Below are 22754 nucleotides of genomic sequence, written 5' to 3' on the forward strand. Positions count from 1 at the left end.
AATGGCAGGGCCAGGAGAAATTATAAATTCTATACATCAGATGCCGATGCAAAGTATGTTGATGTGAGAGAGTATGACTGCTCAAAGATACCGCTGACTGTATCGTGCCCGCATCTTCCTTCAAATACAAAACCTGCGGCAGAGCTTTCGCATATCACTATTGACCAGGTGGTTGTAGGTTCATGCACAAACGGCAGGATCGAAGACTTAAGAGAAGCGGCTGAGATAATCTAGGGTAAGAAGGTCAATCCTAACACGAGAATGATAGTCATACCTGCTACACAGCAGATATACCTGCAGGCTGTTAAAGAAGGGTTGGCTGAGATATTTGTAAACGCAGAGGCTGTCTTTTCAACCCCGACATGCGGGCCGTGCCTCGGCGGGCATATGGGAATACTTGCAAAAGGCGAGAAGGCTCTTGCCACCACCAACAGGAACTTTGTAGGAAGGATGGGAGACCCGGGCAGTGAGGTCTATCTCTCAAACCCGGCCGTTGCCGCAGCGTCCGCAGTGCTTGGCAGGATAGCCGTTCCTAATGAAATAAAGTAAATCGGTATGCTTAGAGGATAATATTCCATGAGGATGACTTCTGCCGTAAACAGCAAGACTTTCAAAGACGATCTTCTCGACAAGATATATTTCATAATGGAACGTATCGTCGTGTTTGACGGAATAGATGATGTGCTTAATCATATTGTAAGGACATCGGTCAGCCTTACCCGGTCAGAGGCTGCGACGATCAGGACATTTGATGTGACGAGCGGAAAGCTTAAGATAAACGCAAGCCACGGCCTTTCCCGCAAATATATAAATCAGTCTTCATTGAATATCGGCGAAGGCATACTCGGAAAAGTCGTGCAAAGCGGGAAGCCTTTTATGACAAAAGATATTCACACGGAGAAGAACTGTGTGTATAAAGAGCTTGCCAGGGATGAAGGGATCCACTCGATACTTTCCATCCCTCTGAAAACAAAGAATGCCACCATCGGATGCCTTACCGTCTACAGAAAGACAAAGGATAAATTCACCGATGAGGAGATGCTGCTGCTCAATATATTCGCCGCGCAGTCGATAGAGGCGATAGATAAAATGTCTCTCGTGGAGAACCTGAAGAGGCAGGCAAGCCATGATATGCTCACTGACACATTTAACAGGCATTTCCTTTACAAGAGGCTTGATGAGGAGATAATGAGGGCGTCACGCCACAGCCTTGTCTTTTCGGTCATTTTCATAGACATAGATAATTTTAAGAAATTCAATGATGAGCACGGGCATCTTCTCGGCGACAAGCTTCTTGTAGACATGATACATCTGATAAAAAAGGGTTTAAGGAAAAATGACATAATCGGAAGGTTCGGCGGAGAGGAATTTGTCCTGATAGCTCCGGAGACCGATAAGAACGGCGCTGTTTCGCTTATTACCAAGGCGCTGAAGCAGGTCAACAAGCACAGTTTTCTCGGTAATAAGGGTGACGTTAAGGGAATCAGCTTCAGCGCGGGAATATCCTCTTTCCCTGAGGATGGAAAGACATCACAGGAGATCATCGGCAATGCTGATGAAGCCATGTACCTCTCAAAGAAGTCAGGCAAGAATGCTGTAAAAGTATGTAAGAAGCCCGCAAAAAAGGCAGCGGGAAAAAAGAAGGCTGAATAAGGGAGGCTTTGAAATTGATACTTAAAGGAAGAGTATGGAAGTTTGGCAGGGATATAGATACTGACGCGATCATACCGGCAAGATATCTTAATACATCTGACCCGAACGAACTCGCGAAACATGTCATGGAAGATGCTGATAAGGATTTCCCGTCAAAGGTTAAAAAAGGCGATATGATAATCGCTGACGCGAACTTCGGCTGCGGTTCTTCACGCGAGCACGCGCCTATAGCCATCAAGGCCGCAGGCATGCAGGGAGTCGTGGCAAAGAGCTTCGCGAGGATATTCTACAGGAACGCGTTCAATATCGGGCTTCCCATCTTTGAGTCTGAAGAAGCTTCTGAAAAGATATCAGAGGGCGATGTTATAGAGGTGGACGCTGACAGCGGCGTGATTAAGAACATTACCAAGGGCGAAGAGTACGCCGCAAAACCGATCCCGCCATTCATGCAGGAACTTATATCCGCGGGAGGGCTTATTGAGTGGACAAAGAAGAGGTTGAAGAGCAATTAACTCCTTCCACTTAAATGATGAAAAATAATTGCGGTGCAAACAGGCCGAAGTCGAATAAGATCATCCTGGCGGATGAGGCCTATCAGAATTTTTTCAACATATCAAACGACATATTCTGCATCGTGGGGCTGGATGGTTATTTTAAACTCGTAAACCCGGCCTTTACAAGGCTGCTCGGTTATTCCGAAGAGGAGCTTCTCGCAACATCCTTCTATGACCTCATACATCCTGATGAGCTTCAAGATAACATTAATGAAATAGAGACGATCTCAGAAGGCACGCACTTAAATTATTGCGAGCACAGCTATCTATGCAAGGACGGCTCTTTCAAGCTCATCGCATGGAACGCGTATTCAGACATTGAGGATGGTGTAATATATGCGGTCGGCCAGGACATCACGAGGCAGAAGCAGGCAGAAGAGGCGCTGCAGAAGATAGGGGATGAGCTTGAGCATGAGAAGTCCTTTAGCCATATCATCACAAGAAGCAAAAAGATGCGGGCGATATTTCATTACATTGAAGCTGTGGCAAGGTCGCGCAAGCCGATACTTATTACAGGTGAGACAGGAACGGGAAAAGAGCTGCTTGCAAGGGCGGTGCATTCTGCAAGCGGGCTGAGCGGCCCTCATGTGGCTGTGAACATTGCCGGGCTTGATGACAATATGTTCTCTGATACGCTCTTCGGCCATAAGAAGGGCGCATACACTGGAGCGGATAAGGACAGAAGCGGGCTTGTTGTAAAGGCTGAAGGCGGCACGCTCCTGCTTGATGAGATAGGAGACCTCAGCGAATCATCGCAGGTCAAACTTCTCCGCCTGCTTGAGGAACGGATATATTATCCGATAGGCTCGGATCTCCCTGAGAAGAGCAACGCGTGCATCATAGCCTGTTCCAACCATAACATTGAAGGCCTTGTCGCAAAGGGAAGGTTCCGCAAGGATCTTTATTTCCGTCTGAAGATACATCACATACATATACCGCCCCTGCGCGAGCGGATAACGGATATCCCGCTTCTGTTTGATCATTTCCTCAAAGAGGCGTCAGGCTCTATGGAAAAGAAGATGCCTTCTGTGCCGGGCGAACTCATTACGCTGCTTTCAACATATCACTTCCCCGGCAATATACGCGAGCTTCAGGCGATGGTCTATGACGCGGTCGCGCAGAACAGGTCAGGACGGCTCTCTCTTGATGTATTCAATAAACAGATGAAGCAGCAAGGCTCAGAACAGATAGCTGATGCGGGCTCTTTTGTTGATATTCTTGGACACTTCCCTAAATTAAAAGATACAGAGAACCTTCTGATATCAGAGGCGCTTAAACGCTCCAATGGAAATCAGGGCATAGCAGCTTCACTCCTCGGCATATCACGCCAGGCGCTTAACCAGCGCTTAAAGAAAAATGAGCCTGATAAGGGATGCAATAATCCTTGCTCTTTCAATAATAGTTGCAACTCTGAATAATCGTTTTATTCCAGCCTGTTATATCTCTTTTGTCAATAATATGTAAAGGATGATTGCATCCCTTCAACCCTCCTGTTTTGCTTGAGCAAAGACATATATCTCCTTGACTTTTAAGCATATTTTCTCATGCTTCAAAATGGTGGCACGGATTCTGCTATTAGAGAGGTGTAAATCAAAAAATTAAACCTGATAACAAAGGAGATCTAAAATGAAATTACTGCTCATCTCTCTTCAATCCAACGCATACGTTACAGGACTTAAATACATAGCCGCAAATGTCATTGATAGCGGTCATGACGCAAAGATACTGCTCCTTCCGGGCTTTATTGAAGAGACTTTGTCGCCTTCAATAGAAGGCTTTATTAAGGATTACAACCCTGACCTTATAGGCATCGGGCTGATGTCAATTGAATTTTATCCGGCAAAGAACCTCACACTTCTTCTGAAGGAAAAATTCCAGGTACCTGTAATATGGGGAGGAGTGCATGTTGTCGTTGATCCTGATGAATGCATAAAGCACACTGATTATGTCTGCGTCAGCGAGGGAGAGAGGGCGGTCGTATCTTTGCTTGACCATCTCCGTGCAAAGGGCAGACATGTCCTGCCGGAGATCCCGAACATATGGGTCAATGATAAAGGCAGGGTCATAAAACAGGAAAGGGCCCTGCCTGAAAAAGACCTTGACAGCCTTCCTCTTCAGGAATATCTGCCTGAGTATTTTTACGGTTATCACAAGAACAGGATAATCAGGTTTGCGGAAGAACCGCGCCTCTTCCGCAGGTATGCGCTCTACGGCGGCACATGCCATATGATGATCACATCAAGGGGATGCCCCTTCAACTGCGGGTATTGCGCCAATTCATACCTGATGAAGGTCTATGGCAATAAGGTGAGGGAGAGGTCTGTTGAAAGCTGCATTCAGGAACTGAAAGAGGTAAAGAAAGACCCGTATATTATTTATATAAATTTCGAGGATGACTGGTTCCTCTTCCACAGCATAGATTGGCTCAAGAAGTTCTGCGAAGAGTATAAGAAATATATCAACCTGCCGTTTATGATACGCGTCTTCCCGTCAAACCTTGACAGGGAGAAGATATTTCTCCTGAGGGACGCGGGGCTCAGCTGGGTGATAATGGGCGTTCAGAGCGGAAGCGACCGCATCAACTTTGAGGTCTTCAACAGGCGGGTGCATTTTTCATCAGTATTAAAGGCTGCTGAGATGATAGCAGAGACAAAGGCTGCTGCTTATTACGAGATGATAACTGACAACCCTTACGAGACTGAAGAAGACAGGATGGAGACGATAAACTCCATAGCAAAGATCAAGAGGCCGTATGCAATATCGCTTGCGCATCTCACATTCTTCCCCGGTACTCCTCTTACCAAGAAGGCGATAAGCGACGGCATCGCAGACCCGGAGGCGTATCTGACAAGGTACATGGTAAATATCGACAATACCTATTTTAATAAAGTCCTTTACATGACGCCTTATCTACCGCGTTTCATAACCGGCTTTTTCAACAGGCCGGAAAAATCGAGAGGGATACTTCACTCACTCCTTGTAACAATCCTCTTCTTTGTAATGAAGAGGACGGTGGAACCTGCTGTCTACTTCTTTATCACAACAAGGGCGCTGAACTATAACATCGAGTGGACATACAAGACCGTGCTTTACAACTGGAGGTCAGCCGTGTCGAAACTCTTTTATAACTTCCTCGGCAGGCAGGACATTAAATTTGATGAGAGGCTGAAGATGTTTCGAAAGGTCAAACCGGCGCTGTTTGTAAAATAACTTTAATTTATAAAATGGAGGTGTGAGATGAAAAAGAGCAGATTTTTATTAGTAGTAATCATTGTTGTGACAGCATTATCTTTTGCAGGCGGTGCTGAGAAGGCTTCTGCTGGTGGTCATTGGGCAACAAGAACAGTAGAAAGTAGGGGTGGTGGTCGTTATGGCTCTTTTATTACTGTCAGTGTTTTTGTTCATACCCAATCTCCCGTTATGCCTATTACTCTTGCCCATCATATAGCTCCTCCGGGTTTTCCATATGAATGGTTTGCAAAAGATGCTGCTGACTCATTCAGGAAGAACGGGCTGAAGGTCAATACCGCTTCAGCAGTTAAAGATGAGCATCCAAAAGCAAAAGAGTGCATGAAGATCCATGTAACCTCAAACGACAAGAACCTTGAAGGATGCATTCTGACATTTGAGAAGAAAGAAGACCTTGAAGCGCAGCAGAAACACTATCTCGCGCTTAATGAAAAAGGCGAACTCCACAATTGGTCATTTGTCAAAGACAATGTGCTCCTCGTGCTTGACGGCTCGGTATCTGAAGAAGAGGCGAGGTTGTATGAATCCTCATTGGGCGCAATGGCTGCGGATAAATAGTTGGAAAAGTTTAATTATAAACATTAAATAGAGTCTGTTATATAATACACGTCAGATGAATATATCTTTAATTAAAGTAAGAGAGTCCTCAACAGATATACCTGAAATGACCCCGCCTTTAGGCCTTCTTTATCTTGCAGGCTATTTAAGAAAGTTCAGGCCCGGCAAGGATGATATCAAGCTGTTTGACCTGTCAGTCCAAAGCGATAATTTTGTCATGGACAATATGAAGGACGCGGATATTGTCGGCCTATCATCAATGAACAGGGACGGGTTGTATTTATCGGAAATAGTAAAGCGCGTCAGAGAGGTAAATCAAAGGTGCGTACTGGTACTGGGTGGGCCTGTGGTATCAAGCCTTATGGAAGAACTGTTCGATACTTTTGATGTTGATTACGCGGTTGCTTATGAGGGTGAGAGAACATTTCTTGAGCTTGTGGAAAAGATCGACGGCAGTCAAATGCCTTTTGAGGAGATAAAAGGCATCCTCTTTAAAAAAGGCGCTGACAGCGTATTTACCGGCAGGAGGGAGTCTATCGAAGACCTTGACGGAGAGATCCCTTTTCCTGCCTGGGATCTCTTCATAAACAGCCCGCTCGGAGCAGAATTCTGGAAGAGAAAAAGTTTCTCGTTCTTCAGAGTCAACAAGAAGTATATGGGGATTTTTTCTTCACGCGGGTGCCCCTATAATTGCATATACTGTCATGACATATTTACCAAAAAGTTCAGAGCACACTCTGCCGAACGGGTTGTCAGCGAGATGGAATTTCTGAACAAACAATTCGGGATCGCGGATTTTGAGTTTTATGATGATACCTTTAATTTTGACAAGGCCAGGGCCAGAAGGATATGTGATCTTATTATTGAAAAACGCCTCAAGGTGAACCTGTATTTCCCTAACGGTGTAAGGGCTGACAGGCTTGAGAAGGACATAGTAGAGAAACTCGCAAAGGCAGGAACAAAAGTTTTATGTTTTGCTATCGAGACAGTTTCAGAAAGGCTGCAGAAGCTTCTGAGGAGAGAACTGAAATTTGACAACCTGGACAGCATGATACAGACAGCCGTAGAGAACGGCATACATGCCGAAGGCTTTTTTATGATAGGACACCCTACTGAAACAAGGGAAGAAATGCTTAAGACGATAGATTATGCCGCAAGATCCCCTTTACACTCTGCCGCTTTTTCAATTACTACGCCGCAGAAGGGAACAAGGCTCTTTGCAGAATACATCGGCGGGGATGCTCCCCAGAAGCTGGGCGAGGGTTACTATGCACATTCAAGCTCAATATCCGGGCTTGGCCCTTCTGAGGTCAACAGGCTTCTTTCATATGCATTCAGAAAGGTCTATCTCAGGCCTGTAAGAATATTCAGAATTATGAGAACCCTTCCGTTTCGACTGTTTTTCAGCAGAAGGTTTTTTGTTCAGATAGTCAAATGGGCAGATGTTGTTGCAGGAAGGCCTTATCGTCAGGAACTAAATTAAAGATGAAAAACCTGCATCACAAACAATTTTTATCATCTGCTAAAAGTTTCGCCAGGCTCTGGCGGGCTCTTCTTTTCAAGCAACTCCCTAACTATTTAATAGTTTTTGTAACAGGACGCTGTAACATGAACTGTGATTACTGCTGTAACATTGCCCGAAAAATCAGAAGTTCTGAAGAATTATCTTCTGAGCAATGGGCCAATGCAGTCAAAGGAACCAACGCATTGATTCATCTTACGATCACCGGTGGTGAGCCATTTATCCGGCAGGATATTGGAGAACTTGTCATTGGAATGGTAAAGTCCTCCGGAGTCCCCCATGTAAGTATCAATACAAACGGCTTTCTGACCGGGCATATTCTAAAAACTACAGAAGAAATTCTGACCTCCTTGCCGGATATTGATTTTACATTACATGTATCACTTGACGGCCCTGCTGAAATACATGATGCCGTGAGGCATAAACATGGCGCTGCATCCGCTGTGTACGATACAATTCATGGATTAAGCCATCTTAAAAAGAGATTTCCCAATTTCAAGGTCTTGCTGCAATCTCTCATTCTTCCTGAAAACGTAGAAGTTATGGAATCATTCCTTGCAGACTCCAGGTTGCTGCCGGTTGATTTTCACGAAATAACCTTTCCCCGGGATATCACTGGTAAAAATATGCATGATGCAGCCATGATCAAAAATTACAAAAAAATAATTAAAAAACACAGATCATTAACCTCTCTGGAAAGCAGGATGTTCAATATACTGAATAAACGCGTAGCAAATACACTTCAGAAAAAGAGATCCTATTTACCATGCTATGCCGGAGGACGGATGGTTGAAATACTCCCTAACGGTGAGGTCATTGCCTGTGAAATGTCAAAAGTTAAAGGTGAATCACTGATCGGCGATGTCAGTAATGGAGAGGATTGTCTGGTTGATATCTGTGGCAGTATTAATGCAAAACAGTTTCGCAACAAAATAGCGAAAAGCTGTATATGTACATTTGAGTGCTCCGTACTATGCAACATTGTTTTTGATGTAAAGAGATGGCCATTGCTTCTCTTTGGCAGATAAAAAGCAGCCAGTATGTCAAGGCAACAGCAGCCATCATTGACATAAAATCATCTATATGCGAATATAAATCACGCCACGAAGGCTGAGAGGTCAGAAGACCTTTAAAACTTTCGTGGTTTTTTTATTTTGTAAAATTTAAGGAGAATACCCATGACAAATGAATTGATGATACTTGTTACTGCCGCTGCTTCCATCGGCTTTCTTCACACGCTGTTAGGCCCGGATCATTATATCCCTTTCATAGCGATGTCAAAGTCGGGCGAATGGTCCATGCGCAAGACAACTTTTGTCACAGTTCTGTGCGGCATAGGGCATGTCCTGAGTTCAGTTTTGCTGGGTACAGTAGGCATAACTTTCGGATTGGCTGTTTCAAGGCTTGAGGCCTTTGAATCATTCCGCGGAGATATAGCAACATGGGCACTGATAGCGTTCGGCCTTGTCTACTTTGCATGGGGAATGAGGCGCGCTTATCGGAACAGGCCGCACACACATATACATGATCACGGCGGCGGCGCAGAGCATGTGCATACTCATGTTCATGCTGAAGAGCATCTGCATCTGCATAAAAAAAAGAATGCAAGCGTTGTGACTCCGTGGGCGCTCTTTATAATCTTCATCCTCGGCCCGTGCGAGCCTTTGATCCCGATGCTTATGTATCCAGCCGCACGGCACAGCATGTTGGGCCTCGGACTTGTTGCCGGAGTATTCAGCGCGGTCACGATATCGACCATGCTCGGTATTGTGCTTGTCTCGACATACGGGATTAATATTCTTCCTGCCAAAGGGCTGGAGCGTTATACCCATGCCATCGCAGGGGCGATAATAAGTTTTTGCGGCATATCGGTGCTCGTCTTTGGTCTGTGATGACGTTTAAATATTAAGGGGAATTGAAATGACGGAACTTGAAAAACTGAAACATCTTCTTGAACACTGGATAGAGCACAATGATGCCCATATCAATACTTATAAGGAATGGGCGTCAAAGGCAGAGGTCCTTGGCGAGAAAGGGCTTGCTGATATTCTGCTGCAGATCGTTGAGGAGAGCAAAAAACTTAACGGTCTCTTTAACAAGGCTCAGAAAGTCATTTAATCGCTAATCCTTCTGCTACAATAACCTATGGCAACATCCCTCTATGTCCATATCCCATTTTGCCTGAAGCGCTGCATGTACTGCGATTTTGTTTCAGGGATATATGACCCGCAAAAGGCTGCCGCATACATCAGCGCGCTGAAGAAAGAGATAATCGCAATCTCCAATGATAATTACCCCTCCCCCATCCCCCTCCCTCAAGGGGAGGGGGCAAGGGGGAGGGTGTTCTCAACTCTTTACATAGGTGGAGGAACACCCACTGCGCTTTCAACAAATCTTCTTAAAGATCTGATAGGTCATATCTTTACATGCTTTGATTTTCCCCCCCCCCATCCCCTGCTTAAGGCACCTACTGTTGCCCTTATTAAGGGGGGGCAAAAGGGGGGGGAAGCGACTATTGAGACTAACCCAGGTACTCTTGATCTGGAAAAATTGAAAGCTGTCAAAGAAGCCGGGATGAACAGGTTAAGCATCGGCGTTCAGTCTTTCAATGATGATGAACTTAAGTTGCTCCACAGGCTTCACTCTTCTTCAGAAGCGGAGAGGGCTTTTTATCTTGCCAGAGAGGCGGGATTTAGCAATATCGGCATTGACCTCATTTATGGAATTCCTGGACAGAGTTTGGAAAGCTGGAAGAAGACGCTTCAAAAGGTGGTTCAGCTCGGCCCCGAACATATATCTGCATATGAACTTACAGTAGAGAAGGGGACGTTATTGCATGAGAGGATCAGGGAAGGCGGTATTTCAGTTTCAGATGAGGAGTTGATCATTGAGATGTATAACCACACCATTGATCATTTGTCTTTATCAGGCTTTGAACACTATGAAATATCCAACTTTGCAAAACCCGGTTTTCAGTCCCGCCATAATCTTAACTACTGGGAGAGGGGAGATTATTACGCTGCCGGGCTTGGAGCGCATTCTTTTGTAAATGGAAAACGTTCTTATAACACTGGCGATCTGGATGATTATCTTAAAGCTATTTCTGACATGAGAAGCCCTGTTTTGGAAGAAGAATATATAACTAAAGATAAGGCTGTCTCTGAGGCCATCTTTCTCGGGCTGAGAAAGACTGAAGGGATAAATGTCGAATCATTCTTCAAACGCTATGGGATGAATATTTTAAGTCATTATCAGGATGAATTGGCGGATATGCAGGAAGAAGGCCTGATCGAGATCACTAATTCAGAATGCTCATATGAAACCAATCTGAGGTTGACGAGGCGCGGCCTGCTTCTCTCTAACGAGGTATTTGTCAGGCTTTCCTGAATTACTGCTAATAAATTTTCTTGCTGTTTATCTGGCGTTTGATTAAAATTAAGCGGTAATCTTATAGGGGATGAATTAGATGCCGTTATCACTGAATGAAATCAGAGACCGTGCGCTTGCCTTCTCCCGTGAATGGGAAGGCGCGAACGCAGAAAGGGTGGCTTTCCTGTTTGAGTTATACCATAAATACACAAGCCTGCTGCCCGCACCGGAGAAACCAAAACAGCGCAGGAGGAAAAGGACTTAAAGAAGGCAATACATCAAGCGCGTTTGTAGTTTTCTTGATGTGCCTAAAAACTGTTATTATACAAATGAGGTTATAGAGCATGAAATTTGAATGGGACCCGGAAAAAGATAAGGCAAACAGGAACAACACAAGCTGACTTTCCTTGAAGCCTGTTATGTCTTTTCCGATAAATATATGCTGACTTTTTTTGATGAGGGGCATTCGGAATACGAGGACAGATGGATTACATTAGGGCAGATCCCAAACGGTAAAATTCTTGTGGTGAGTCATACATACAGGAAGATAAGGAACAAAGAATCCGTGCGGATTATTTCCGCAAGGAAGGCGACAAAACACGAAGAAAAGCAATATGTTGAAAGGAGGGTGAGATCATGAAAAAAGAATATGATTTTTCAAAAGCTGAACAGGGCAAATTTTACAGGCCGATAGAAGAGCTTGAAATCCCGGTATATCTCGATAAAGAGGTTAAGGCTTTTTATAGCAAAAAGGCCCTGATGAAAAATGTGGATTTAACTAAAGTCGTCAATACCATTTTGCGCAAAGAGATGGAGATGTTGAAGGCTATAGGAATTTAACAAGAAGAAAGGATAAATTGTAATGAATTTGTGAGGTGTCGGTTGGGACACTGCCCTTTATCACCAACACTTTCACGCCCGCCCTGCTGTGTAGGGAGCGAGGGCTCTTTTTAAATCTCTTTTTTATCTCAATCATTCCATTCGTTGTCTCTTCCCCACATATCCAGAGTCTTATCCTTTCAACCTCGGTGTTTGTGAAGCTTACCTGAAGTATAGTATCGATCCCATACTCATGTTATAATAGTCACATTGTATAGCTTATATATATTGGAGCGCTTGTAATGTCGATGAAATTTGAACCGAAATGGATAGCCTGGGAGATAACAAGAAGGTGTAACCTCAAGTGCGTTCACTGCCGTTCTTCGTCTGAACTTGAGGCCAAAGGCCATCCTGATTTTTCTATGGAAGAGGCGTATCGGGTCATTGATGATATCTCAAGCTACGCTAAGCCTGTGATGGTCTTGTCTGGCGGCGAGCCGCTTTTACGCAAAGATGTATTCGATATCGCAAAGTACGGCACTGATAAAGGGCTGAGGATATGTATCGCTACGAACGGCTCTCTTGTTACCGAAGAGGTTTGCATAAAGATGAAGGATGCCGGCGTGAAGATGGTCTCGCTCAGCCTTGACGGTTCAACAGCTGAGGTCCATGATAATTTCAGAAACCAGAAAGGCGCGTTTGACGGTGTTATCAACGCCACAGCCCTTTTCAAAAAACACGACATCAAGTTCCTTATAAATTCATCATTCACAAAGAGAAACCAGAGTGAGATACCAAAACTCAGTAAGCTGGCTAAAGAGCTCGGCGCCACCGCGTGGTATATGTTCATGATCGTTCCCACGGGAAGAGGAGAGGATATCATGAATGAGCTGATATCCAAAGAGGATTATGAGGAGCTGCTCAAGTGGCATTATGAGATGGAGAAGAATGAGAAGGATATGCTTGTGCGCCCCACCTGCGCCCCGCACTATTACCGGATAGTGCTTCAGATGCAGAAAGAGGAAGGCGAGAAGTTCGAGCGCCGCACGCTTAACTTCTCAACAGGCGGTTCAAAGGGATGCCTTGCGGGCCAGCTCATCTGCCTCATAGATGTGGACGGCAATGTGCTTCCATGCAGTTACTTCCCTAAATCAGCAGGCAATATCCGGGAGAAGACTTTCAAGGATATCTGGGAGAATTCCGAGCTTTTCAAGGATATGAGAAACTTCAAGGCATACAAGGGGAAGTGCGGTTCATGCGAATACGTAAATGTATGCGGCGGATGCAGGGCTCGCGCGTATGCCGTGACCGGGGATTATATGGATGAGGAACCGTTCTGCGGATATGTTCCGGTAAAAATGTTAAAAGAAGGTAAAACTAAATAAACGTAACAGAAGGGATAAGATCATGAATGATACTTTTTTAAAGGCATGCAGAGGTGAAGAAGTTCCATACACTCCAATATGGATAATGCGCCAGGCAGGGAGATATTTACCTGACTATCAGAAGGTCAGGGGCAAAGTTGATTTTCTGACGCTCTGCAAGACCCCGGAACTTGCGGCAGAGGTAACTATACAGCCGATAGATATTCTCGGCGTGGACGCGGCAATATTGTTTTCCGATATCCTTATCCCGTGCGAGGCTATGGGTATCGGGCTTGATTTCCATGAGGGGAAGGGGCCTCTGCTCTCACCGCCGATACGCGACGCTGCCACTGTGAATAAACTCTCTGTTCCCGACCCTGAAGATACCATGAGGTTTGTGATGGATACTATACGCCTGCTGAGAAAAGAGCTTGCCGGAAGGGTTCCGCTCATTGGTTTCGCAGGCGCGCCTTTTACAACAGCAACCTACATGATCGAAGGCGGCACCTCCAGAAATTTCCTTAACACCAAGATGATGATCTATCAGAACCCCGCGCTGTATAAATCGCTGATGGATAAGGTTACCGCCACGATAACAGAGTATCTCAAGGCGCAGATTAGCGCCGGCGCACAGGCTGTGCAGATATTTGATACATGGGGCGGGATATTTTCGCCTTCAGATTTCAGGGAACATGCCCTGTCATATGTTCAGAGGATCATCAGCGATCTGAGAAACTGGATGAAGAGCGAAAGGATTGAAACAGTTCCTATCATCTATTTTGTCGGTGAGACAGCCGGGCTTCTTGAGGAGATAAAGACATCCGGAGCTGATGTATATGGAGTTGACTGGAGAATAAATATAGATGATGCGATCAGAAGGCTTGGCGGAGATGTTGTGGTGCAGGGCAACCTTGACCCGCTTTCAATGTTTCTGCCCGAACAGGAGATAGAGAAGAGAGTTCAGGATGTTCTGGACAGGGCCTCATCCGCGAAAGGCCATATCTTCAATCTGGGGCACGGCGTAGTACCGCAGACATCTCCTGATAATGTCATAGCGCTTGTGGAGATGGTTCACAGGCTGAGTAAAAAGTAATTTTTCATCAAAACGCTGTAAGGGATAGATATCATGAGTGAACTGGCAGAAAAGAATTATGTTAGCGATGAACGCCGCGGCAGTGAGGAGATATTCCGTAATATCTTTGAATCACTGAGCGATGCTGTTTTTATTATTGATCTCTACGGTAAATTCATAGATGTTAATAAAACCGCTCTTGAACGCCTGGGCCACACAAAGGAAGAGATATTATCCATGAATATATTCGAGCTGTCTCCCAGGGAATTTGCCGTCAGAATTCCTGATTGTATGAGCGCTGTCAAAGAATGCGGTGAGGCTGTATATGAAATGGCCTTAAAGAAGAAGGACGGCGCTGTCATACCGGTTGAGGCAAACTGCAGGATGATGGATTTCGGCGGCGAGAAGATAATGCTGAGCGTTATGAGGGATGTAAGAGACCGGAAGAATATTGAGGAGTCTCTCAGGAAACACCAGCTTTTTCTCTCCTCTATACTTGAAGGCATTGGCGACGGCGTTGTCGTGATAGACCGCGACTATAAGATAATCACAGCCAACAGCGGTTACCTTAAACAGACAAAAATAGATCTTTCCGAAATAGTCGGCATGCATTGTTATAAGGTCTCGCACCATATTGACAAACCCTGCTTTCAGGCCGGCGAGGAATGCAGCGTGAAGAACGCCTTTGAAACAGGGGTAAGCCACAGAATAATACACCGGCACTTTGATAAAGACAGGAATCCGATATTTGTAGAGACCATATCATATCCGCTCAGAAACTCTTCAGGCGAGATAGACTCTGTTGTCGAGGTTGTTTCAGATGTCACCGCAAGGATGAAGACCGATGAGAAACTTACTTTAAAGATAAAAGAACTTGAGGATTTTTATGAGATGTCCGTAGGCAGGGAGCTGAAGATGGTCGAGCTGAAGAAAGAGATTGAGAGGCTTAAGGCGGCGGAGGAGAAAAATTCAAAATGAAATTAAGGCTCCCGGTATTCGTTGCGCTTTTCGGCTGGATGGTTGTCATAACATATTTGTTTTATGACTATGCCGAGCATGGCTCTCTGGTCTTTGAGCATTTATTTCATTTTGATTCTTTTATTGAAACTTTATTTCATATACTTGTTGTAACAGCGCCAATAGCTTCAACCATTACCGCGTATCTGATAAATCAAAACAGAAAGCTCCTTGAGAGAACCCAGAAGTCAGAGAAGCGGCTGAGGTTAGCTTCTTCTGAATGGCTTACTACATTTGATTCCATGCCGTATGGTGTCATGCTTATTGATGAGAACTCCGATATCATAAGGGCGAATAAATATGCAGCCGACCTTGCGGGAAGGGAAATAAAGGAGCTCGTTTACAAGGCTAAGTGCTGCGGGGCTGTCCACAGCCTTAATAAGCCGCTTGAAGGATGCCCTCTTGTGAGATCTGTCAGGAACAACAGGACTGAGGAATTCTTTTATCACAACAAGGAAAACAACAGGCATTTCATTGAGAGTGTGACCCCTATATTTGACGAGGAAGGAAAATCAAACGCATATGTGCTGGTGATAATTGATATTACTGATATAAAAGAGAATGAGAAGAAACTGATACAGTCCAAGGATGCCTTCTTTAATATGCTCAAAGACCTTGACGCCACATATAAGGAGCTTAAAGGCATCTATAATGACCTTGTCGTTGCGTTCTCAAATGTCATTGACGCAAAAAGCCACTGGACCAAAGGCCATTCCCTTGATGTATCTTATTATGCAAATGCAATAGCCAGGGAGATGGGCCTGAAGGAGCAGGATATCGAATACCTTAAGACAGCGGCCCTTTTACATGACATCGGCAAGATAGGCACATATGATGAGATCCTTGACAAGCCTTCCCAGCTCTCTGACGCGGAGTTCATGATGATCAGAATGCATCCTGTAAGAGGCGATGAGATACTGCGCCCTATAAAAGGTCTTGACAAGATACGCCCTATCATCAGGGCGCATCATGAAAAATATAACGGAACCGGTTATCCTGACGCCCTTAAGGGGGAGCAGATCCCTCTGCTTGCAAGGGTGTTATGTGTTGCCGACTCATATGATGCCATGATATCTGACAGGCCTTACCGTTTGTCAGTCGGCAATGAATTTGCGATCGAAGAGCTTAAGCGCTGTTCAGGAGAACATTTTGATCCTGAGGTAGTAGAGGCCTTTCTAAGGGTGCTGAGTAAACATAAAGAGTCTGCAGTAAGGCAATAATATTTCATTCCGGCCTTTAATCTTTTCAGGTATATAAATATGATCGATACGGCTGACAGAAAAACTGATCATACCATAGCCGTTCTTTTGCTCAACCTCGGCGGGCCTGACTCATTAGATGCTGTCAGGCCTTTTCTATATAACCTCTTTTCTGACAGGGATATCATCAGGCTGGGGCCGTCCTTTCTTCAGAAACCTGTTGCAAGGCTTATCTCAACATTCCGTTCGTCAAAGAGCCGGAGGATGTACGGGATGATAGGCGGAAGGTCGCCAATACTGGAAATCACCACGGCACAGGCTGAGGCGCTTGAAAAGTCATTAAATGCAGAAGTTGAAAAGATTGAAAATCTGGAAGATAAGAAAACTTCTGCTTTTCAGCAGCTCAGCTTCTTGACCTCTCAACCTTCCTGTAAAGTTTATATCGGCATGCGTTACTGGCATCCGTATATAAAGGATGCCGTAAAGAAGATCATGCGGGACGGGATCAATGAGGTCATAGTCCTTTCTTTATATCCTCATTACTCCAAGACCACAACAGGCTCGTCAGTCTCGGCGTTCAGGCACGCGGCTGAGGAGACGGGCCTTAGCATAAAATATATAGAGTGCTGGTTTGACTTTCCTCCTTACATCGATGCGCTGTGTGAACTTATACATGAAGGCATTCAAGAGTTCAGGGGTGAGGATATCTTTCTTTTGTACAGCGCCCACAGCCTTCCAAAGTCTTTTATTGATGAAGGCGACCCGTATCTTGACCACATTAAAGGGACGATTGAGGCTGCTAACAAAAGGCTTTCCGAAGAGCCGTATAATATTAGGGATATTAAATGGGGGCTGTCATTTCAGAGCAGGAGCGGGCCTGTTGAGTGGCTTGAGCCTGCAACTGATGATACGATCATAAAGCTCGGGGAGAAGGGATGCAGGAATATCCTTGTCGTGCCGATAAGTTTCGTGTCAGACCATATCGAGACGCTTTATGAAGTAGATATACTATTCATGAAACTTGCCGAAGGGCAGGGCATGAACCTGAGGAGATGCGGGTCGCTGAACACATCGGAGAAGTTCATTAACGCGCTTAAGGAACTGGTTATGATAAAAATGAGAGAGGCACAATGAAGAAGGTAGTTGTTATAGGCGGAGGGCTCTCAGGCCTGTCTGTTGCTTACGCGCTTTCGAATAGCCCGCAGCTTGATATTATGCTACTTGAATCCGATTCCAGAACAGGCGGAAAGATATGGACTGATAATGCTGAAGGATTTGTCTGCGAAAAGGGCGCAAACGGTTTTCTTGACAACAAACCAAAGACGATCGAGCTGTGCGGAAGCCTCGGCATTGACCCGGTGCGCAGCAATGAGAATGCAAAGAAGAGATACATCTTTTCAGGCGGAAAGCTTAACGCGCTGCCTGAATCGCCTCCTGCATTTCTTAAATCTGATTTCATATCATGGCCCGGCAAGTTAAGGATGCTCTATGACCTCTTTGCGCCGAAGGGCCCTGAGGATGAGAGCGTAGCTGATTTCATAATACGAAGGCTCGGCAAGGAGGCGCTTGATAAACTTATCGACCCTATGGTCTCGGGTGTTTTTGCAGGCGACCCTTACAGGATGAGCATAAAGAGCTGCTTTCCGCGCATCAAGGAATTTGAATATAAATACGGCGGGCTCTTCAAGGCCCTGATAAAGATAAAGAGAGAGAGGGGGAAGGAAGGCGCCAATGTCTCTGTCGCGCCTCCGGGCAGGCTCACATCTTTTTACGACGGCGCACAGAAGATAACTGATGCACTTTCAGAGGCGCTTGGCAGCAGGGTCAGGGTCGGGACATCTGTCCACGGGATAAACAGCAGCAGCGGCAGCTATCAGATACATACATCTGCCGGCATATTTGAGGCGGATATCGTCATCCTTGCCTCGCCTGCATACGCATCTTCCAATATTCTAAAAGAGCTGGACAGGGAGCTTTCAGATATACTCTCTACAATTCCTTATCCGTCGCTCTCTGTTGTCTGTCTTGGATACAGGAGGGAGAAGGTAGGGCATGGCCTTGGCGGCTTCGGCTTTCTCATACCTCAGAAAGAAGGCAGAAAGATACTCGGCACTCTCTGGGACTCAAGCATATTCCCGAACAGGGCGCCTGAAGGCCATGTTCTCCTGAGGACGATGATAGGCGGAGCAAAGGCGTCTGAGCTTGCGATGATGGATGACAGCAGGCTGCTGAATACTGTGCTGGATGAACTCAGGCCGATCCTGACTTTAAAGTCTGATCCTGATATGGCAAGGATCTACCGGTGGGAGAGGGCGATACCGCAATATCTGGTGGGGCATTCAGACAAGCTGAAAAAGATCAATGAGAGGCTCAGGCTTCATAATGGGCTTTATCTTGCCGGCAATGCTTATAACGGCATCGGCATGAACGACTGTGTAGAGAACGGATATAAACTTGCCGAAGAGGTTGTCAGCAGGACAACAAAGTGACGACGTATTTTTTTCACTCTTCTTTCGCGTGTATTTCGGCCAGTGTAAGAAATAACGCGGCAATTAAAGGCCCGAGAATAAATCCCAGCAGCCCGAAGAATTGCATCCCGCCGAGGACGGTTAGGAAGACCAGAAGCAGATGCATTCTGGTCCTGCTCCCGATAACCAGCGGCTTGATGATATTGTCAACGCTGCTGATGATTATTACGCTGAAAAGGAGCAGCCCGATGCCTTTCATATAACTGCCTGACAGAAAGAGTATAAGGCACGCCGGGCCCCATACAAGAAATGTCCCGAAAACAGGCACAAGTGATAAAATGGCCATTGTTGCCCCCCAGAAGACGGGCGACGGCAGGCCGAAGATCCAGAAGGCTATTCCGCCGAGGGCTCCCTGCGCGACACCGACCGCAAGCCCTCCGTACACCGCGGCAATGACGGTCTGTTTTATGCGTTCCTCAAACCTGTGCTTCTGCTCCTCAGTGAGCGGGAGCAATTTCTTAAGGTATGCGGCAAGCGCCTCTCCGTCTTTAAGGAAGTAATAAATTGTCATGCACATAATGATGAAATTCATCACGAGGATAAAAGCGTTGGTAAAGATGCCGGAGATGTTCCTCAGGATATAATCGCCGATTGATTTCAATGTCGACACAAGGCTTTGCTGGATGTTGAACTTCTGAAAGACTTCTTCCGGTATGAATTTCCGAAGTGCATCTTCGATCCGCAGGTTTATATCGGTGTTAATTATGTTCTCAACGCCCCTCTGCTCGATCATGTTGTACAGATTTGTAATATCGTTTGCAAGGGAGCCGATAATAAATATAAAAGGGACCAATATCGTCATCAGGATTATAAGAAGTGTAAGCAGCGAGGCAGACCACGGGCGCCTGGATGATCTGAGTATTAATTTATATAAAGGATAAAATGTGATGCTCAGCGCCATCGCCCATGCTAACGTAAAGAGAAACGGGCTTAATATCTTGTAGAAAAGATAAACAATAATTAAGGTGAATACAAGATAGATTGTTTTGGATAAACGGATATCAGTCATTGAATGTCACTTTTTCCATATAGTTGCATTTGCCAGATTAACATTAAGATATATTTTTTCAGGAGCTTTTTCAAATAAAGTTCATGGATCGGCCTTTATCTGAGTATCCTTCCCGGCATTTTTTTTGTGGCCTGCCCTTCAAACAATACAGGCGTGCCGTTCACAAAGACGTGGTGGATGCCTTTCGGCCTTACAAACGGCCTGTTATATTCAGCCGTATCATTGACCTTCTTCGGGTCAAAGACTGTGATGTCAGCAAAGCAGCCTTCCTTTATAATGCCGCGGTTCTTTATCCTGAATGTTTTCGCGGGAAGCCCTGTCATTTTATATATCGCCTCACTGAGCTTCAGCACACCGTATTCCCTGACATATTTTCCTAATATCCTTGGAAAACTTCCGAACGCCCTGGGGTGGGGTTTTTCATTTGTCGTTATGCCGTCAAAGCTCCTTGCGGAACTGTCGGAGCCTATCATCGCGTAAGGCCGTTTAAGTATCTCCCTGAGGTTGTCTTCGTTCATCGAGAAGAAGATGGCCCCTGTCCTGAGTTCATCATCAATGAGCAGGTCGAACATGCAGTTGATAGGGTTCTTTTTCAGAGGGAGGCTTATCTCAAAGAGCGTCTTGCCTTCCATCCACTTGTTCTTGTCTGTGGTCACTGACGATATCATCACAGACTTCCAGAAAGATTTTTCAGGGTGCTTCTTGAGAAAATCGTTTTTAAGGTGAGCCTGTTCATTCCTGAGCCGGTGCAGCTCTTTTTTATGCCCGCCTTCAAACGCCCATGCAGGCAGGATCGTATCAAGGTCTGTGCTTGAAGCGGTGTAAGGATACCTGTCGCATGTGACATTAAAGCCGTTCATGTTCTCATGCTCTATCTGCTCGAATACGCCTTTGAGCTTCTTCCAGTTACTTTCGCCGTTGGTCTTCAGGTGTGAGATGTGGGCTCTTATGCCTGATTCATTGACAATGGTCATGACCTCGTTGACCGACTCAAGGAGCCTGCTGCCCTCGCTCCTCATATGAGTTGTATAGATGCCGCCGCTCTTTGCCGCCTCGCGCGCAAGTTCGATTATCTCCGGTGTATCAGTAAATATCCCCGGCGGATATATCAGTCCGGTTGAGATGCCCTTTGCCCCTGCGCTGACGGCATCACTTAAAAGTTCTGTCGTCTTTTCAATATCACTCTTTGAAAGCGGTTTGTCGTCATACCCGGCGACAGAGGCCCTGAGGTTGCCGTGGCCTGCAAGCGTTGCAAAGTTAACTGCAAACCCTCTCTTCTCCAGAATGCTGAAGAATTCAGGAAAGGTATTCCATCTCTCTTTAATATCAAGGTTTGCGAGCTCTTTCTCCCTGTGTTCAAGAGCCTCCCCGAAAAGCGGAGCAGCGGACAGGCCGCAGTTCCCGTTCATTTCTGTAGTTACGCCCTGGCATATCTTTCCCTCGGCCCTTCCATCTGCAAGCAGGGTGAAATCAGAATGCGCGTGAGAGTCGATAAATCCGGGGCATGCGCAGAGCCCCTTAATATTTATAGTATTATCGGCATGAACTCCTGAGAACTCTCCAATCGCCTTTATGCGGTCGCCTTCAATTGCGATATCAGCTATCTTCGGCGAGGCATCCGCAGAGGTGCCGTCAATAATGAATCCGCCCTTTATTAAATAGTCTATAGCCATATAATTTTATTTTTGCCTGGCCATCAATGTTGAACCTTTGATGTAATCTCCGACTCCTTCAGCTATGCCTTCGGCTATCCTGTCCCTGTAGCCCTTGCTTGCGAGGAGCTTCTCTTCTTCGCGGTTGCTTATAAATGATATCTCAACCAGCGCTGACGGCATCTCAGCGCCCACAAGCACATAGAAGAGAGCCTGCTTTATGCCGAGGTCTGCTGTATCGCGATATTTGTCTTTCACTGTGCTGACCATTGCATCCTGTACGCTGCGCGCGAACCTGCCGGATTCCTGCTTCTTATGGCTCCTGGTCAGGTCGTCAAGTATCATCTGCAACCCGCCCCTCAGCAGCTTCATCTTGCTTATGGTGATATTGTTCTCTCTTGCCGCGACCTTCAGCGACTCGTCGTCAGTCGTCCAGTTAAGTATATATGTTTCGATCCCTTTTGCGGACCTCTTTGTATTTGCGTTCGCGTGGACTGAGATAAAGAGGTCGGCGTTATTCGAGTTTGCAATCTCGGTGCGTTCGTTAAGAGGGATGAATACATCAGTCTTTCTGGTATAGATTATATTTACGCCGTATCTTTCCTTCAGTATCTCGCCGAGCCTCTTTCCTACCGCAAGGACAACATCTTTCTCCTTCAGCCCGTTCGGGCCGACCGCGCCGGGGTCTTTGCCGCCATGCCCGGGATCAATCACTATCGTCTTTATCTTTACATCATCCGGTATCTCTTTGATAACGGGCTTGCTCTCAATTACAGGAGATGCGGTAGTTTCGGGTTTGTAGATATCTATAACGAGCCTGTCGGGATTTTCAAGCATAAACGCAGAATACTGGCTCATGCCCTCAAGGTCAAGAGTGACCCTTGCCGTATCTTCTTTGAATTTGCCTGCGCGTATCTTCTTGATCGTCCCGTTATTTACTTCTATTGCGGTTTTGGCATCTTTTGAGAGCGTGCATCCCTTGATATCGAAATATATGCGTTCAGGTTTTTTAAGGCGGTTGCTGTTGAATGATGCCTCGCTGCTTAGGTCGATTACCACCCTTGTGTGGTCTTTGTATGTAAGGTAGCGTATGCCATTAACGCTGAGAGGGCTGACAGCGGCGCTGCTGCTGTTTGATATAAAGATCATGAGGATGACAAATGCCGGCAGGATCTTTTTCATAGAGTAT

General features: G+C 45.7%; 21 protein-coding genes and 2 pseudogenes. 20 read left to right on the forward strand and 3 right to left on the reverse strand.

What is annotated here, in order from left to right; genetic code table 11:
* The 20 genes and pseudogenes from HY807_06255 (at window position 1) to hemG (ending at window position 18865) form a co-directional block, all read left to right on the forward strand.
* Window positions 1–549, forward strand: a pseudogene (locus HY807_06255) (3-isopropylmalate dehydratase large subunit).
* A 27-nt stretch (window positions 550–576) separates the two neighbouring features.
* Window positions 577–1653, forward strand: a complete 1077-nt coding sequence (locus HY807_06260) for a GGDEF domain-containing protein (protein ID MBI4826009.1) — start codon at window positions 577–579, stop codon at window positions 1651–1653.
* A 14-nt stretch (window positions 1654–1667) separates the two neighbouring features.
* Complete coding sequence (gene leuD, locus HY807_06265; protein MBI4826010.1) at window positions 1668–2165, forward strand: 3-isopropylmalate dehydratase small subunit; 498 nt, start codon at window positions 1668–1670, stop codon at window positions 2163–2165.
* Between the two features lie 14 nt (window positions 2166–2179).
* Window positions 2180–3625, forward strand: a complete 1446-nt coding sequence (locus tag HY807_06270; protein ID MBI4826011.1) for a sigma 54-interacting transcriptional regulator — start codon at window positions 2180–2182, stop codon at window positions 3623–3625.
* 208 nt (window positions 3626–3833) lie between these two features.
* Window positions 3834–5417: a B12-binding domain-containing radical SAM protein gene (locus tag HY807_06275; GenBank protein MBI4826012.1), complete on the forward strand. Its 1584-nt coding sequence runs from the start codon at window positions 3834–3836 to the stop codon at window positions 5415–5417.
* A gap of 27 nt (window positions 5418–5444) precedes the next feature.
* Window positions 5445–6014, forward strand: a complete 570-nt coding sequence (locus HY807_06280; GenBank protein ID MBI4826013.1) for a hypothetical protein — start codon at window positions 5445–5447, stop codon at window positions 6012–6014.
* A 55-nt stretch (window positions 6015–6069) separates the two neighbouring features.
* The gene (locus tag HY807_06285) at window positions 6070–7497 is read left to right on the forward strand and encodes a radical SAM protein (protein ID MBI4826014.1); all 1428 of its coding nucleotides are present in this window, start codon (window positions 6070–6072) and stop codon (window positions 7495–7497) included.
* A 2-nt stretch (window positions 7498–7499) separates the two neighbouring features.
* Window positions 7500–8564, forward strand: coding sequence for a radical SAM protein (locus HY807_06290; protein MBI4826015.1), 1065 nt, complete (start codon window positions 7500–7502; stop codon window positions 8562–8564).
* A gap of 150 nt (window positions 8565–8714) precedes the next feature.
* On the forward strand, window positions 8715–9428 hold the full coding sequence (locus HY807_06295; GenBank protein ID MBI4826016.1) for a sulfite exporter TauE/SafE family protein: 714 nt from the start codon (window positions 8715–8717) through the stop codon (window positions 9426–9428).
* 28 nt (window positions 9429–9456) lie between these two features.
* Window positions 9457–9654 carry a hypothetical protein gene (locus HY807_06300; protein MBI4826017.1) on the forward strand — a complete coding sequence of 66 codons (198 nt, stop codon included), beginning with the start codon at window positions 9457–9459 and terminating at the stop codon, window positions 9652–9654.
* 75 nt (window positions 9655–9729) lie between these two features.
* The gene (gene hemW, locus HY807_06305) at window positions 9730–10923 is read left to right on the forward strand and encodes a radical SAM family heme chaperone HemW (GenBank protein MBI4826018.1); all 1194 of its coding nucleotides are present in this window, start codon (window positions 9730–9732) and stop codon (window positions 10921–10923) included.
* Window positions 10924–11002: 79 nt separating this feature from the next.
* Window positions 11003–11170 carry a hypothetical protein gene (locus HY807_06310; GenBank protein ID MBI4826019.1) on the forward strand — a complete coding sequence of 56 codons (168 nt, stop codon included), beginning with the start codon at window positions 11003–11005 and terminating at the stop codon, window positions 11168–11170.
* 79 nt (window positions 11171–11249) lie between these two features.
* A pseudogene (locus tag HY807_06315) lies at window positions 11250–11545 on the forward strand (BrnT family toxin).
* A complete protein-coding gene (locus HY807_06320) occupies window positions 11542–11745 on the forward strand; it encodes a hypothetical protein (GenBank protein ID MBI4826020.1) in 204 nt (67 codons plus the stop codon). Before HY807_06315 ends, HY807_06320 begins: the two are co-directional and overlap by 4 nt.
* Window positions 11746–12032: 287 nt before the next feature.
* On the forward strand, window positions 12033–13109 hold the full coding sequence (locus HY807_06325; protein ID MBI4826021.1) for a radical SAM protein: 1077 nt from the start codon (window positions 12033–12035) through the stop codon (window positions 13107–13109).
* 22 nt (window positions 13110–13131) lie between these two features.
* A complete protein-coding gene (gene hemE, locus HY807_06330; GenBank protein ID MBI4826022.1) occupies window positions 13132–14181 on the forward strand; it encodes a uroporphyrinogen decarboxylase in 1050 nt (349 codons plus the stop codon).
* A 33-nt stretch (window positions 14182–14214) separates the two neighbouring features.
* Window positions 14215–15138 (forward strand): PAS domain S-box protein, encoded by a 924-nt coding sequence (locus HY807_06335; GenBank protein MBI4826023.1) that lies wholly within the window; start codon window positions 14215–14217, stop codon window positions 15136–15138.
* Window positions 15135–16397 carry an HD domain-containing protein gene (locus HY807_06340; protein MBI4826024.1) on the forward strand — a complete coding sequence of 421 codons (1263 nt, stop codon included), beginning with the start codon at window positions 15135–15137 and terminating at the stop codon, window positions 16395–16397. Before HY807_06335 ends, HY807_06340 begins: the two co-directional genes overlap by 4 nt.
* Window positions 16398–16436: 39 nt before the next feature.
* Window positions 16437–17510: a ferrochelatase gene (gene hemH, locus HY807_06345; protein MBI4826025.1), complete on the forward strand. Its 1074-nt coding sequence runs from the start codon at window positions 16437–16439 to the stop codon at window positions 17508–17510.
* Entirely contained in the window at window positions 17507–18865 is a 1359-nt protein-coding gene (gene hemG / locus HY807_06350) for a protoporphyrinogen oxidase (GenBank protein ID MBI4826026.1), read from the forward strand. Before hemH ends, hemG begins: the two co-directional genes overlap by 4 nt.
* A 13-nt stretch (window positions 18866–18878) precedes the next feature.
* On the opposite strand, the gene HY807_06355 is transcribed toward hemG, so the two are convergent.
* The 3 genes from HY807_06355 to HY807_06365 form a co-directional block, all read right to left on the reverse strand.
* The gene (locus HY807_06355) at window positions 18879–19913 is read right to left on the reverse strand and encodes an AI-2E family transporter (GenBank protein MBI4826027.1); all 1035 of its coding nucleotides are present in this window, start codon (window positions 19911–19913) and stop codon (window positions 18879–18881) included.
* A 95-nt stretch (window positions 19914–20008) separates the two neighbouring features.
* Window positions 20009–21586, reverse strand: a complete 1578-nt coding sequence (locus HY807_06360) for a D-aminoacylase (protein MBI4826028.1) — start codon at window positions 21584–21586, stop codon at window positions 20009–20011.
* A gap of 6 nt (window positions 21587–21592) precedes the next feature.
* Complete coding sequence (locus HY807_06365) at window positions 21593–22747, reverse strand: N-acetylmuramoyl-L-alanine amidase (protein MBI4826029.1); 1155 nt, start codon at window positions 22745–22747, stop codon at window positions 21593–21595.
* Between the last annotated feature and the right edge of the window lie 7 nt (window positions 22748–22754).

Source organism: Nitrospirota bacterium, from assembly GCA_016207885.1.
GTDB lineage: Bacteria > Nitrospirota > Thermodesulfovibrionia > UBA6902 > UBA6902 > JACQZG01.